At 61.4% G+C, this 14,137-nt stretch carries 15 protein-coding genes; 14 read left to right on the top strand and 1 reads right to left on the bottom strand.

The window, feature by feature from the left end; genetic code table 11:
• The first annotated feature begins 78 nt into the window (after nt 1-78).
• The 14 genes from ACIPL2_RS22345 (at nt 79) to ureC (ending at nt 13,333) form a co-directional block, all read left to right on the top strand.
• Nucleotides 79-867 (top strand): ABC transporter ATP-binding protein, encoded by a 789-nt coding sequence (locus ACIPL2_RS22345; RefSeq protein ID WP_401359769.1) that lies wholly within the window; start codon nt 79-81, stop codon nt 865-867.
• Nucleotides 864-1,823 carry an ABC transporter substrate-binding protein gene (locus ACIPL2_RS22340; protein ID WP_401359766.1) on the top strand — a complete coding sequence of 320 codons (960 nt, stop codon included), beginning with the start codon at nt 864-866 and terminating at the stop codon, nt 1,821-1,823. The genes ACIPL2_RS22345 and ACIPL2_RS22340 overlap by 4 nt, the downstream gene beginning before the upstream one ends.
• Entirely contained in the window at nt 1,820-2,830 is a 1,011-nt protein-coding gene (locus ACIPL2_RS22335; protein WP_401359763.1) for a FecCD family ABC transporter permease, read from the top strand. Before ACIPL2_RS22340 ends, ACIPL2_RS22335 begins: the two co-directional genes overlap by 4 nt.
• 331 nt (nt 2,831-3,161) lie before the next feature.
• Complete coding sequence (gene urtA / locus ACIPL2_RS22330; RefSeq protein ID WP_401359761.1) at nt 3,162-4,427, top strand: urea ABC transporter substrate-binding protein; 1,266 nt, start codon at nt 3,162-3,164, stop codon at nt 4,425-4,427.
• 131 nt (nt 4,428-4,558) lie between these two features.
• Entirely contained in the window at nt 4,559-6,055 is a 1,497-nt protein-coding gene (urtB, locus tag ACIPL2_RS22325; RefSeq protein ID WP_401359759.1) for an urea ABC transporter permease subunit UrtB, read from the top strand.
• Complete coding sequence (gene urtC / locus ACIPL2_RS22320) at nt 6,055-7,134, top strand: urea ABC transporter permease subunit UrtC (RefSeq protein WP_401359757.1); 1,080 nt, start codon at nt 6,055-6,057, stop codon at nt 7,132-7,134. The genes urtB and urtC overlap by 1 nt, the downstream gene beginning before the upstream one ends.
• On the top strand, nt 7,131-8,000 hold the full coding sequence (urtD, locus tag ACIPL2_RS22315) for an urea ABC transporter ATP-binding protein UrtD (RefSeq protein WP_401359754.1): 870 nt from the start codon (nt 7,131-7,133) through the stop codon (nt 7,998-8,000). Before urtC ends, urtD begins: the two co-directional genes overlap by 4 nt.
• 105 nt (nt 8,001-8,105) lie before the next feature.
• Nucleotides 8,106-8,804, top strand: coding sequence for an urea ABC transporter ATP-binding subunit UrtE (gene urtE / locus ACIPL2_RS22310; protein ID WP_401359751.1), 699 nt, complete (start codon nt 8,106-8,108; stop codon nt 8,802-8,804).
• Nucleotides 8,805-8,834: 30 nt separating this feature from the next.
• Nucleotides 8,835-9,674, top strand: coding sequence for an urease accessory protein UreD (locus ACIPL2_RS22305; RefSeq protein WP_401359749.1), 840 nt, complete (start codon nt 8,835-8,837; stop codon nt 9,672-9,674).
• Between the two features lie 128 nt (nt 9,675-9,802).
• Nucleotides 9,803-10,105, top strand: coding sequence for an urease subunit gamma (gene ureA, locus ACIPL2_RS22300; protein WP_033055605.1), 303 nt, complete (start codon nt 9,803-9,805; stop codon nt 10,103-10,105).
• Nucleotides 10,106-10,114: 9 nt separating this feature from the next.
• The gene (locus ACIPL2_RS22295; protein ID WP_401359747.1) at nt 10,115-10,648 is read left to right on the top strand and encodes a GNAT family N-acetyltransferase; all 534 of its coding nucleotides are present in this window, start codon (nt 10,115-10,117) and stop codon (nt 10,646-10,648) included.
• A 6-nt stretch (nt 10,649-10,654) separates the two neighbouring features.
• Nucleotides 10,655-11,188 (top strand): GNAT family N-acetyltransferase, encoded by a 534-nt coding sequence (locus ACIPL2_RS22290; protein WP_401359744.1) that lies wholly within the window; start codon nt 10,655-10,657, stop codon nt 11,186-11,188.
• Nucleotides 11,188-11,493, top strand: a complete 306-nt coding sequence (locus ACIPL2_RS22285) for an urease subunit beta (protein ID WP_401359741.1) — start codon at nt 11,188-11,190, stop codon at nt 11,491-11,493. The genes ACIPL2_RS22290 and ACIPL2_RS22285 overlap by 1 nt, the downstream gene beginning before the upstream one ends.
• A 139-nt stretch (nt 11,494-11,632) precedes the next feature.
• Complete coding sequence (gene ureC, locus ACIPL2_RS22280; RefSeq protein WP_401359738.1) at nt 11,633-13,333, top strand: urease subunit alpha; 1,701 nt, start codon at nt 11,633-11,635, stop codon at nt 13,331-13,333.
• A 69-nt stretch (nt 13,334-13,402) separates the two neighbouring features.
• Here ureC and ACIPL2_RS22275 read toward each other — a convergent pair whose 3' ends face one another.
• Nucleotides 13,403-13,798, bottom strand: a complete 396-nt coding sequence (locus tag ACIPL2_RS22275; protein WP_401359736.1) for a DUF6124 family protein — start codon at nt 13,796-13,798, stop codon at nt 13,403-13,405.
• Nucleotides 13,799-14,137: the final 339 nt, after the last annotated feature.

Raw genomic sequence — 14,137 nt, 5'->3', positions numbered from 1 at the left:
TGAACGACCCAGCCCTGTAGGAGCAGAGCTTGCTCGCGAAGGCGTCATCAGCCGCACCAAAAATCCCAGAGCACATGCATGACCTCGCTGAACCTCACACACCTCACTTGGTCCCCACTTGGCCACGGCCATTGTCATCACCAGTTCCAGCTGCGTGACGCCTCGCTGCAGGTGGCCGCCGGTGAATTCGTCGGGCTGATCGGGCCCAACGGCAGTGGCAAGACCAGCCTGCTGCGTTGCGCCTACCGCTTCAGCAAACCGCACAGCGGTGAGGTAAAACTCGACCACCACAACGTCTGGAAGCAGTCCTCACGCTGGTGCGCGCAACGCATCGCAGTGGTACTGCAGGAATTCCCAGACGCCTTCGGCCTGACCGTCGACGAGGTGGTCGCCATGGGCCGTACGCCGCACAAAGGCCTGTTCGACGGCGACACGATCGAGGACCGAAACCTCGCGACCCAGGCCCTGCAATCGGTAGGCCTCAACGGCTTTGAAGACCATGCGTTCGCCACGCTCTCCGGTGGTGAAAAACAGCGCGTGATTCTCGCTCGCGCCCTGGCCCAGCAACCGCAATTGCTGATCCTCGACGAGCCGACCAACCACCTCGACCCACGCTATCAGCTGGAGCTGTTGCAATTGGTCAAACGCCTGAAGATCGGCACCCTCGCGAGCATCCACGACCTCAATCTCGCCGCGGCCTTTTGCGATCGGCTGTACGTGATCAATCACGGTCGCATCGTCGCCAGCGGCACACCCAAAGACGTCCTCACTGGGGCAATGCTGCGCAACGTATTCGGCGTCGACGCGCTGATCGATGAACACCCCTTGCACGGCTACCCACGAATCACCTGGATAACCCAACCATGACTTTGCGTTCCCTGCTGCGTTCCAGTTTTTGCATCGCCGCGTTACTGGGCAGCACCCAGGCGTTTGCCGAGGCCACGCATTACCCGCTGACGATTCAAAGTTGCAACCGCGACGTGACCTTCAAGCAAGCGCCGAAACACGCGGTCAGCCACGACATCAACATGACCCAGATGATGCTCGCCCTCGGTTTGAAATCGCGGATGGCCGGCTACAGCGGCGTGACCGGCTGGAAGTCCGTGACGCCTCAGATGCAGACCATCCTCGACGGTCTGCCGGAACTGGCGGCGAAGTACCCGTCGGTGGAAACCCTGCTCAACGCCAACGTCGATTTCTTCTTCGCCGGTTGGGATTACGGCATGCGCGTCGGTGGTGATCTCACGCCGCACACCCTCCAGCCGTTGGGCATCAATGTCTATGAGCTGACCGAGTCCTGCGCGTTCGTGATGAAGCGTCCACCGGCCACGCTGGACGATACGTACAACGACCTGCGCAACCTCGGCAAAATCTTCGACGTGCAGGATCGCGCCAACGCCTTGATCGCCGGGATGCAGGCGCAGGTCGCCGAGGTCCGCAAGGCTCTGCCCGCCGACAAACCCCGCGTGTTTCTCTATGACAGCGGTGAAGACCGGGCCATGACGTCTGGCCGGCTCGGCATGCCGCAAGCGCTGATCGACGCCGCCGGCGGGCACAACATTCTCGACGACGTCGACGCCAGCTGGACTCGGGTCAACTGGGAAAACGTGGTCGAACGCAATCCGCAGGTGATCGTGATCGTCGACTACGGCGAAGTCAGCGCCGAACAGAAAGAGCACTTCCTGCTGAACAACAAAGCCCTACAATCGGTGGACGCGATCAAGCACCAGCGCTTCATCGTCATCCCTTATGTGCAGGCCACGCCGGGGATCGATAACGTACTGGCGGTCGAAACCCTGGCCAAGGGTTTCCACGGCGAATGATCAATCGTCGCTACGCTTTGCTTCTTTTGGCCCTCGGCGCGCTGTTGCTGGTGTCGTGCGTGGTGTCGCTGGGCTTCGGCCCGGCGCGGGTGCAGGTGGACGTGGTGGGGCGGATTCTGCTGCACAAGGTGTTCGGGCTCGGTGAGATCACCTGGAGCGCCGGGCAGGAACACATCGTCTGGCTGATCCGCGTGCCGCGCATGCTGCTTGGCGCATTGGTCGGCGCCGGGCTGGCGTTGATCGGCGCGGTGCTGCAAGCGGTGACGCGCAATCCATTGGCCGATCCGCACCTGCTCGGGGTCACCTCTGGCGCGACCCTCGGCGCGGTGATCGTGGTGTTGCATGTGGGCGAAATCGTCGGCCTGCTGACCTTGCCCATCGCTGCATTCATCGGGGCATTGTTGAGCATGCTGATCGTGTTGATGATCGCCAATCGCAATGGTCGACTCGACAGTGATCGGCTGCTGCTGTGTGGCGTGGCCGTGTCGTTCGTGATGATGGCGATTGCAAATTTGCTGCTGTTTCTCGGCGATCACCGCGCCAGTTCGGCGGTGATGTTCTGGATGCTTGGCGGGCTCGGACTGGCGCGTTGGGAGTTGCTGGCGGTACCCGCCGCCAGCGTGTTGCTGGGGCTGGTTTTGCTGCTGGGCATGGCCCGACCGTTGAACGCGTTGATGGCCGGTGAACAGACGGCGGTGACCCTCGGCCTCAATGCGCGCACGGTGCGGTTGCGGGTGTTTTTGATTGCGTCGCTGATGACCGGGGTGTTGGTGTCGATCAGCGGCTCGATTGGGTTTGTCGGCTTGATGGTGCCGCACATAGCGCGTCGATTGGTCGGGGCTGAGCATCGGCGGTTGTTGCCGGTGTGCGTGTTGCTCGGCAGCCTTTTCCTGGTCTGGGTCGACGTCGCTGCGCGGACGATGATTGCCCCGGAAGACTTGCCCATCGGCGTCGCCACCGCCGCCATCGGCGGCCTGTTCTTCATCGGCCTCATGCGCCGCCGTTGATTCCCACAAGAACACCACTGAACCTGTGGGAGCTGGCTTGCCTGCGATGACGGCGGCACATTAACCTTTCTGTGACTGAACCACCGCTTTCGCGGGCAAGCCCACTCCCACAGGGTTAAGCGTCGCTCACAGATTCTGCGCCCCAATGTGGCGCACCTCGGCGCACCAATGCCTTGTGCGCGTCCCTTCATGGTGCGCCCTCTAAACCGCGCAACCGCTCTAATACGACATTTCCCTGCCTTTTGCCGACCAGGCACAGCCCTTGCTAAAGAGCCTTCAGTAGTCCGCATCTGCCCACCAAGAAAATTCATAAGTTCATGGAGATCGCACAATGAAGCGTCGCAGCTTGATCAAGGCTTTCACACTCACGGCAAGCATTGCCGCGATGGGCATGACCTGGACTGTCCAGGCCGCCGAGACCATCAAGGTCGGTATTCTGCATTCGTTGTCCGGCACCATGGCGATCTCCGAAACGTCACTCAAAGACATGGCGTTGATGACCATCGACGAGATCAACGCCAAGGGCGGCGTGAACGGCAAGATGCTGGAACCGGTGGTGGTCGACCCGGCATCGAACTGGCCGCTGTTCGCCGAAAAAGGCCGTCAGCTGCTGACCCAGGACAAGGTCGCGGTGGTGTTTGGTTGCTGGACGTCGGTGTCGCGCAAATCGGTATTGCCGGTGTTCGAAGAGCTCAACGGCTTGCTGTTCTACCCGGTGCAATACGAAGGCGAAGAGATGTCGCCGAACGTGTTCTACACCGGCGCCGCCCCGAACCAGCAGGCGATCCCGGCGGTGGAATACCTGATGAGCGAAGAAGGCGGCAGCGCCAAGCGTTACTTCCTGCTCGGCACCGACTACGTCTACCCGCGCACCACCAACAAAATCCTGCGCTCGTTCCTGCATTCCAAAGGTGTGGCGGACAAGGACATCGAAGAGGTCTACACCCCGTTCGGCCACAGCGACTATCAAACCATCGTCGCCAACATCAAGAAATTCTCGGCGGGTGGCAAGACGGCGGTCATCTCCACCGTCAATGGCGATTCCAACGTGCCGTTCTATAAAGAGCTGGCCAACCAGGGCTTGAAAGCCACCGACGTGCCGGTCGTGGCGTTCTCGGTGGGCGAAGAAGAACTGCGCGGCATCGATACCAAACCGTTGGTGGGCAACCTGGCGGCGTGGAACTACTTCGAATCGGTCGAGAACCCGGCGAACAAGAAATTCGTCGCCGACTGGAAAGCCTACGCCAAGAAACACAACCTGCCGGGCGCCGACAAAGCAGTGACCAACGACCCGATGGAAGCCACCTACGTCGGCATCCACATGTGGGCGCAAGCGGCAGAAAAAGCCAAGTCCACCGACGTCGACAAAGTCCGCGAAGCCCTCGCCGGCCAGACCTTCGCCGCGCCGTCGGGTTATACGCTGACCATGGACAAGACCAACCATCATTTGCACAAGCCCGTGATGATCGGCGAGATCCAGGCTGACGGTCAGTTCAACGTGGTGTGGCAGACCGAAGGACCGATCCGCGCCCAACCATGGAGCCCGTTCATTCAGGGCAACGACAAGAAGCCGGAGTATGCGGTGAAGAGCAACTGAGGTACCTGACTGCATTCACACGAAACCTGTAGGAGCGAGGCTTGCCCGCGAAGCTTTTAGCGGCCTCGAGGTCCCCTTCGCGGGCAAGCCTCGCTCCTACAAGGTTCCTCATCGCCTTTCAGGACGTTGCCATGTCCCTTTATCGTCTATTTCTCGCCATCGCACTCTTGCTGCCGATGGCCACCCACGCCGGCGACGCCGAAGACTTCGTCGCGGCCAATCCCGTGCAGCAAGCCAAACTGCTGGAAGCCTGGGCCGCGCAGCCTGACCCAGCTCGAATCGAACTGATCAACGCCCTGCAACAAGGCGAGTTGACCGTCGACGGCCAGCCGAAAAACCTGCGCCTGAATAACCGCCTGCGCGGTCTGATCGACACCGCGCTGGCCAGCCACCAATTGCTCGCCGCCGACGCCAAAATGCGTCTGGCCGCTGCGCAGCAATTACAGAAAAGCGCCAAACCGGCGCAGTTGAAATTCATCGACCTGCAACTGGCGGCTGAAAAAGACGAAAGCGTTCATGCCGCGCTGAGCCTGGCGCTGGCCAATTTACAACTGGTGGACAGCGACCCGGCCGTGCGCCTCGCCGCTGTGCGTCTGCTCGGTGAGACCGGCGATCCACTGGCCCGCACCCGCCTCGAAAGCCTGCTGGAACCGGGTGTCGAAACCGATGCCGGTGTGCGCACTGCCGCCGAAACCAGCCTGGCGCAGGTCAAGCGCAAACTGCTGATCGGCGAGGTGCTCGGCCAGGCCTTCAGTGGCATGTCCCTCGGTTCGATTCTGCTGTTGGCAGCGTTGGGGCTGGCGATCACTTTCGGCCTGCTCGGCGTGATCAACATGGCCCACGGCGAGATGCTGATGCTCGGCGCGTACTCGACGTACGTGGTGCAGTTGATGTTCCAGCGCTTCGCTCCGCAAGCCATCGAGTTCTACCCGTTGATTGCGTTGCCGGTGGCGTTTTTTGTCACGGCCGCGATCGGCATGGCGCTGGAACGCACGGTCATTCGTCACCTCTACGGCCGCCCTTTGGAAACCCTGCTCGCCACCTGGGGCATCAGCCTGATGCTGATCCAGTTGGTGCGGCTGGTGTTCGGCGCGCAGAACGTTGAAGTGGCCAACCCGGCGTGGTTGTCGGGCGGGATTCAAGTGCTGCCCAACCTCGTGCTGCCGTACAACCGCATCGTGATCATCGCCTTCGCCCTGTTTGTGGTGGTGTTGACCTGGCTGCTGCTGAACAAGACGCGCCTGGGCTTGAACGTGCGCGCCGTCACCCAGAACCGCAACATGGCCGCCTGCTGCGGCGTGCCCACCGGACGCGTGGACATGCTCGCCTTTGGCCTCGGTTCGGGCATTGCCGGGCTCGGCGGCGTGGCGCTGAGCCAGATCGGCAACGTCGGCCCGGACCTTGGCCAAAGCTACATCATCGACTCGTTCCTGGTGGTGGTGCTCGGCGGTGTCGGGCAGTTGGCCGGCAGCGTGCTGGCGGCGTTCGGGCTCGGCATCGCCAACAAAATTCTCGAACCGCAAATCGGTGCGGTGCTCGGCAAGATCCTGATCCTCGCGCTGATCATTCTGTTCATCCAGAAACGTCCGCAAGGCCTCTTCGCACTGAAAGGACGGGTGATCGACTGATGAACCAGCCCCTGATGCTCACGGCCACGCAAAAGGCCGGCCCCAAAGTCACGATCGCCGTTGGCGCGGTGATGCTTGTTTTGCTGTTGGCGTTGCCGCTGCTGTCGTTGTTGGCACCGGACAGTGCGTTTCATGTTTCGGCGTACACACTGACGCTGGTGGGCAAGATCCTTTGCTACGCCATCGTCGCCCTGGCGCTGGACCTGGTCTGGGGTTACGCCGGCCTGCTGTCCCTCGGTCACGGCCTGTTCTTCGCCCTCGGCGGTTACGCCATGGGCATGTACCTGATGCGCCAGGCCTCGGGCGATGGCTTGCCGGCGTTCATGACGTTCCTGTCGTGGACCGAGTTGCCGTGGTACTGGACCGGCACCAGCAGCTTCCTCTGGTCGATGTGCCTGGTGGTATTGGCGCCGGGATTGCTGGCGCTGGTCTTCGGCTTCTTCGCCTTCCGCTCGCGGATCAAGGGCGTGTATTTCTCGATCATGACCCAGGCCCTGACCTTCGCCGGGATGCTGCTGTTCTTCCGCAACGAGACCGGGTTTGGCGGCAACAACGGCTTCACCAACTTCCGCACCATTCTCGGCTTTGGCATCACTGAACCGGGCACTCGCGCCGTGCTGTTTTTCGCCACGGTGCTGTTGCTGGTGGCGAGCCTGTTCATCGGTTGGCGTCTGGCGCAGAGCAAATTTGGTCGAGTACTGACGGCGCTGCGTGATGCGGAAAACCGCCTGATGTTCTGCGGCTACGACCCGCGTGGTTTCAAGCTGTTTGTCTGGGTCTTGAGCGCGGTGCTGTGCGGCTTGGCCGGTGCGCTGTACGTGCCGCAAGTCGGGATCATCAATCCGAGCGAAATGTCGCCGACCAACTCCATTGAGGCTGCGGTCTGGGTCGCACTGGGTGGTCGCGGCACGCTGATCGGCCCGTTGCTCGGCGCCGGTGTCGTGAACGGCATGAAGAGCTGGTTCACCGTGGCGTTCCCGGAATACTGGCTGTTCTTCCTCGGCGCGCTGTTCATCGTCGTGACCCTGTACCTGCCCAAAGGCGTGATCGGTCTGCTGAAGAAAAGGGGCGAACAATGAGAATCACACCCACGGCGGAATTCATGCTCGAACCAGCCTTTTTCCCAGTCGAACCCAACAAGGACGCCGGCACCAGCCGCGATACGATCGGTCTCGGCCAACGCGCCGGCCCCGGCCTGAACACCCGCCACGGCACCATCCTGACGCTTGAAGACATCAGCGTCAGCTTCGACGGTTTCAAGGCGCTGAACAATTTGAACCTGTACATCGGCGTCGGTGAACTGCGTTGCATCATCGGCCCTAACGGCGCGGGCAAAACCACGTTGATGGACGTGATCACCGGCAAGACTCGCCCCAGTCACGGCAAGGCCTGGTTCGGCGAAACCCTGGATTTGACGCAGATGAGCGAAGTACAAATCGCCCAGGCCGGCATCGGTCGCAAGTTCCAGAAGCCGACGGTGTTTGAAGCGTTGAGCGTGTTCGAAAACCTCGAACTGGCGCAGAAAACCGACAAGTCGGTGTGGGCCAGCCTGCGAGCTCGCCTGACGGGCGAACAACACGATCGCATCGCCGAAGTGTTGGAGACCATTCGCCTGACCACCTCGGTCAATCGTCCGGCAGGGTTGTTGTCTCACGGGCAAAAGCAGTTTCTGGAAATCGGCATGTTGCTGATGCAAGACCCGCAACTGCTGCTGCTCGACGAACCGGTGGCGGGCATGACCGACGCCGAAACCGAATTCACCGCCGAGTTGTTCAAAAGCCTGGCCGGCAAGCATTCGCTGATGGTGGTGGAACACGACATGGGCTTCGTCGGCGCCATCGCCGACCACGTCACCGTATTGCACCAGGGCAGCGTGCTGGCCGAAGGGTCGCTGGAACAGGTGCAGGACAACGAGCGCGTGATCGAGGTCTACCTCGGAAGATAATTTAGCTCCCGTAGGAGCGAGGCTTGCCCGCGAAGCTTTTAGCGGCCTTGAGGTCCCCTTCGCGGGCAAGCCTCGCTCCTACAAGGGATTGAGGAGATTTTGAAGATGCTGCACGTTCAGAAGCTGCACCAGTACTACGGCGGTAGTCACATCCTGCGTGGCCTGACGTTCGAGGTGAAGGTCGGTGAAGTCACTTGCCTGCTCGGGCGCAACGGCGTGGGCAAGACCACCCTGCTCAAATGCCTGATGGGTTTGCTGCCAGCGAAAGAAGGCGCGGTGAACTGGGAAGGCAAACCGATCACCACGTTCAAACCGCACCAACGGGTGCATGCCGGGATCGCCTACGTGCCTCAGGGGCGGGAAATCTTCGGCCGGCTGACGGTGGAAGAAAACCTGCTGATGGGTCTTTCGCGGTTTCCCGGTTCAGAAGCCAAGGAAGTCCCGGCGTTCATCTACGAGCTGTTCCCGGTGTTGCTGCAAATGAAGCAACGACGCGGCGGCGATTTGTCCGGTGGCCAGCAACAGCAACTGGCCATCGGACGAGCGCTGGCCAGTCGTCCACGCCTGCTGATTCTCGACGAGCCCACCGAAGGCATCCAGCCGTCGGTGATCAAGGAGATCGGCGCGGTGATCAAGAAGCTTGCGGCCCGTGGCGACATGGCGATTTTGCTGGTGGAGCAGTTCTACGATTTCGCCGCCGAACTGGCCGATCAGTACCTGGTGATGTCCCGCGGCGAAATCGTGCAGCAGGGTCGCGGCGAAAATATGGAAGCCGAGGGTGTACGCGGTCTGGTTACGATCTAATCTGTAGCGTCCTAACGATAATTAGAAACCATGAATCTACCCATTGCCACTGCCCTGTTTACCCCGAGCTGGCACGCCGAGCTGGAACTCGGCTACGCGCGTTTCGGCGACAGCACGCGCCCGGTCCAGCGTCGGCATAAAGGCCCGTTGCGTGTGCAAAAGCACCTGTATGCCGAAGGGCCTGAAGTCTGCCAACACATCATCGTGCACCCGCCGGGCGGGATTGCCGGCGGTGATCGGCTTGATATCTCGGCCAGCGTTGGCCGCGATGCCTGGGCGCAAATCACCAGCCCTGGCGCAGCAAAATGGTATCGCGCCGCCGGACCCGCTTATCAGCAGCTGACCTTGAACGTCGCGGCCGGTGCGACACTGGAATGGTTGCCACAAGAGACGATCATTTTCAGTGGCGCCCAAGCTGAACTCAGCACCTCGATCGACCTTGAAGGCGATGCCCGGCTGCTCTATTGGGACGTCGTGGCGCTGGGTCGCCCGGCCAGTGGCGAGCGTTTCGACCTCGGGCATTTCCAGGCGCATCTGGACATCCGCCGCGACGGCCAGTTGCTCTGGCACGAACGCCAGCGCATTGTCGGCGCTGATGGTTTGCTTGATTCGCCGATTGGCCTGGATGGGCAACCGGTGTTTGCGACGTTGCTGGTGACCGGGGAAATCGATAGCGATTTGCTTGAGCAGTGCCGCTCGCTGCCCCATGACGTGCGCGGGGATCTGACCCAGTTGCCTGGGCTTCTGGTGGCTCGATGCCTGGCCAGTGAGGCGCTTCTGGCCCGCGGCTGGCTGATCGATTTGTGGCGACTGCTCCGGCCGGCGTTGCTCGGCCGAGAAGCCATGCCCCCCAGAATATGGAGCACCTGAACACATTCCCCTGTAGGAGCGAGGCTTGCCCGCGAAGCTTTTGGCGGCCTCAAGGCCCCCTTCGCGGGCAAGCCTCGCTCCTACACAGGTTGAGTGACCCTTTTAACTGCCGATTATGGATTCCAACGATGGACCTGACCCCACGCGAAAAAGACAAGCTGCTGATCTTCACCGCCGGCCTCGTCGCCGAGCGGCGTTTGGCGCGCGGCGTGAAACTCAATTACCCGGAGGCCATGGCGTACATTTCCGCCGCGCTGCTCGAAGGCGCCCGCGACGGCCGGACTGTCGCCGAGTTGATGCACTTCGGCACCACCCTGCTTAGCCGCGAACAAGTGATGGAAGGTATCCCGGAAATGATCCCGGAGATCCAGGTCGAAGCGACGTTCCCCGACGGCACCAAACTGGTCACCGTTCACCAACCGATCGCCTGAGGCCGCGCCATGACTTACGACATTCGCGATGCGGTGCACGCCGACCTGCCGGCGATCCGCGACATCTACAACGACGCCGTGCTCAACACCACGGCGATCTGGAACGAACAGGCCGTGGACCTGGGCAATCGCCAGGCCTGGTTCAGCGCCCGGCAAGCCCAGGGTTATCCGATTCTGGTGATCGTCGACGGCGACAACACTGTGCTGGGCTACGCTTCATTTGGTGACTGGCGGCCGTTCGACGGTTTCCGTCATACCGTCGAGCACTCGGTGTACGTGCGCAGCGACCAGCGCGGCAACGGTCTCGGCCCACAGCTGATGACCGCGCTGATCGAACGCGCCAAACGCTGTGACAAGCACATCATGGTCGCCGCCATTGAAAGCGGTAATGCCGCGTCCATTCGCCTGCATGAACGGGCCGGTTTCGTCACCACCGGACAAATGCCTCAGGTGGGCACCAAGTTTGGCCGCTGGCTGGACCTGACCTTCATGCAACTGACCCTCAATCCTGGCGCGGAGCCGCCGCCCGCCCACAAGGAGTAACTCTCGATGAACGCCGCCCAACTGCGACGCGTCAATGTTGAAAGCTTTGCGCACTATCGTCAGGGTTTGATTGATCTGCTGCTCGACGCCGTCGGCTATGGCGCCAGCGTCGGGTTCATGGCCGATCTGGACGCGACCCAGGCCCGCGCCTATTTCGATGAGGTTCAGGACAACCTGAACAAAGGCAACGTGCTGCTGTGGGTGGTAGTCAAGGACGAACAGGTACAGGCCAGCGTGCAGTTGACCCTGTGCCAGAAGGCCAACGGCCTGAACCGCGCTGAAGTGCAGAAACTGCTGGTGCGTGAACACGCGCGTCGTCGTGGCCTGGGCCAACAGTTGATGAGTGCCTTGGAACAAGCCGCCCTCCAGCACAAGCGCGGCATGCTTTACCTCGACACCGAGGCCGGCTCCCCCGCCGAAGATTTCTACAAAGCCCTGGGTTACACCAAGGCCGGTGAACTCCCCGACTACGCCTGCGACCCGAGCGGCCGGTACAAACCGACCGCCCTCTACTACAAGATCCTCCAAGGAGCCCATTGATGATTCCCGGTGAATACCAGATCCAGCCCGGCGACATCGAACTCAACGTGGGCCGCCGCACAATCAGTGTGAAGGTGGCCAACAGCGGCGACCGGCCGATCCAGGTCGGCTCGCATTACCACTTTTTCGAAACCAACGACGCCCTGACCTTCGACCGCGCCGCCAGCCGCGGCATGCGCCTGAACATCCCCGCCGGCACCGCCGTGCGCTTTGAGCCGGGGCAGAGTCGCGAGGTCGAGCTGGTCGATCTGGCCGGGCATCGCCGGGTGTTCGGCTTTGCCGGGCGGATCATGGGTGACCTGTAAGTAATGCGGTGTCAGTTTCGGCCCCATCGCGAGCAGGCTCGCTCCCACATTGGAATGCGGTCAACTGTGGGAGCGAGCCTGCTCGCGATAGTGAGCGCAGCGAACGATTTCAAATTCAATTGAATCTCAAGGCGAACGAATGAAGATTTCCCGTCAAGCCTACGCCGACATGTTCGGCCCCACCGTCGGCGACAAGGTCCGCCTGGCCGACACCGAACTGTGGATCGAAGTCGAAAAGGACTTCACCACCTACGGCGAAGAAGTGAAATTCGGCGGCGGCAAAGTCATCCGCGACGGCCAGGGCCAGAGCCAACTACTGGCGGCGGAAGTGGTCGACACCCTGATCACCAACGCGCTGATCATCGACCACTGGGGCATCGTCAAGGCCGACGTCGGCCTCAAGAACGGGCGCATCGCCGCCATCGGCAAGGCCGGCAACCCGGACATCCAGCCCAACGTCACCATCGCGGTCGGCGCCAGCACCGAAGTCATCGCCGGTGAAGGCATGATCCTCACCGCGGGCGGCATCGACACCCACATCCACTTCATCTGCCCGCAGCAGATCGAAGAAGCGCTGATGAGCGGCGTCACCACCATGATCGGCGGCGGCACTGGCCCGGCCACTGGCACCAACGCCACCACCTGCACTTCCGGACCGTGGCACCTGGCGCGCATGCTCCAGGCCGCCGATGCATTCGCGATGAACATCGGTTTCACCGGCAAAGGCAACGCCAGCCTGCCGGAACCGTTGATCGAACAGGTCAAGGCCGGCGCCATCGGCCTCAAGCTGCACGAAGACTGGGGCACCACGCCGGCGAGCATCGACAACTGCCTGACCGTCGCCGACCAGTACGACGTGCAGGTGGCAATCCACACCGACACCCTCAATGAATCCGGCTTCGTCGAGACCACCCTCGCCGCCTTCAAGGGCCGCACCATCCACACCTACCACACCGAAGGCGCGGGCGGCGGGCATGCCCCGGACATCATCAAGGCCTGCGGTTTCGCCAACGTGCTGCCGAGCTCGACCAACCCGACCCGGCCATTCACCCGCAACACCATCGACGAACACCTCGACATGCTGATGGTCTGCCACCACCTGGACCCGAGCATTGCCGAGGACGTGGCCTTCGCCGAAAGCCGCATTCGCCGTGAGACGATCGCCGCCGAAGACATTCTTCACGACCTTGGTGCGTTCTCGATGATCAGCTCCGACAGCCAGGCCATGGGCCGCGTCGGCGAAGTCATCACGCGCACCTGGCAAACCGCCGACAAGATGAAAAAACAGCGCGGCCCGCTGCCTCAGGACGGCGCAGGCAACGACAACTTCCGCGCCAAACGCTACATCGCCAAATACACCATCAACCCGGCGATCACCCACGGCATCAGCCACGAAGTGGGCTCGGTCGAAGTCGGAAAATGGGCTGATCTGGTGCTGTGGCGCCCGGCGTTTTTCGGGGTCAAACCAACCTTGATCCTCAAGGGCGGCGCCATTGCCGCCAGTTTGATGGGCGACGCCAATGCCTCGATCCCGACGCCGCAACCGGTGCATTACCGCCCGATGTTCGCCAGCTACGGCGGCTCGCTGCACGCCACCAGTCTGACGTTCATCAGCCAGGCGGCGCAGGAAGCGGGTTTGCCCGAAGCTCTCGGGCTGAAGAAAAAAATCGCCGTGGTCAAAGGTTGCCGCGACGTGCAGAAAACCGACCTGATCCACAATGATTACCTGCCGAACATCGATGTTGATCCGCAGACCTATCAGGTCAAGGCCGATGGCGTGTTGCTGTGGTGCGAGCCGGCGGAGGTGTTGCCGATGGCGCAGCGGTATTTCCTGTTCTGAGTGTGAGCGGCTTGCCCAAAGAAAAACCCGATTGTTGGCGACAGCAATCGGGTTTTTCTACTTTATGAGTCAGCTCATTCGGCTTTGTTGCTTGGCGACGATAGCCGCCATTTCCGGTTCATCCAGATGATCCAGTGCCTTATCCACCAACAAATGCACCCCATCAGCCATGCGGCTCAGCGCCAAGGCCACGGAGCGGCTTGAGCCTTGCACATGGTCGGCGAGGTTGGCGGCGATGGCGCTGATGGACAGCAGGTCTTCCGAGGCGTTGGCCAGCAGTGATTCAGTGTTGACGTCCGTGCAGACGCTGAAGAGCTGGCCTTTGCGTTTCGGTGGTTTCTTTTCGCTGGGCGGGAAGTGATGGTCGAGGGCGCGCTCGGCGGCTTCGTGGAGCTTGTTGGAGTCGAGGGATTCGTAGGGCGAGGCCGGATCGGTGTCCGGTGGATTCGGTGTGTCTTTGAACATAGTGAAACTCCTAGTTGAGAAAACAGGAGCCATAACCCTCGCTACCAAACGAAGGGTGGCGGCCATACGCGGGTTGGTAGACCGGTAACTAGGACCCGGCGCCCCCGAAGGAGCCCTGCGCATGGCCACCATAAAACAAAGCCCTAAAGAGCTCTGTAATGGGTGACGCTATGCGCCTAGTTGACCTGGGCTACCAAACCCGATCGCTGTTTTTCAGCGACACGGAAACGATATGCCCAGGCACAAAGACGCACAAGCCAGCGGATTCTGGCGTAGCTGTAGGCAACGGCACAAAGTTTTGTAGCTTTCATCAAGTAACGTTGAGGCGGTTTAAACAAG

The sequence above is a fragment of the Pseudomonas sp. NPDC086251 genome, assembly GCF_044746405.1.
Taxonomy (GTDB): Bacteria; Pseudomonadota; Gammaproteobacteria; order Pseudomonadales; family Pseudomonadaceae; genus Aquipseudomonas.
Note: the sequence above shows the minus strand (reverse complement) of the source record. Positions and strands in the feature narration are given on the sequence as shown.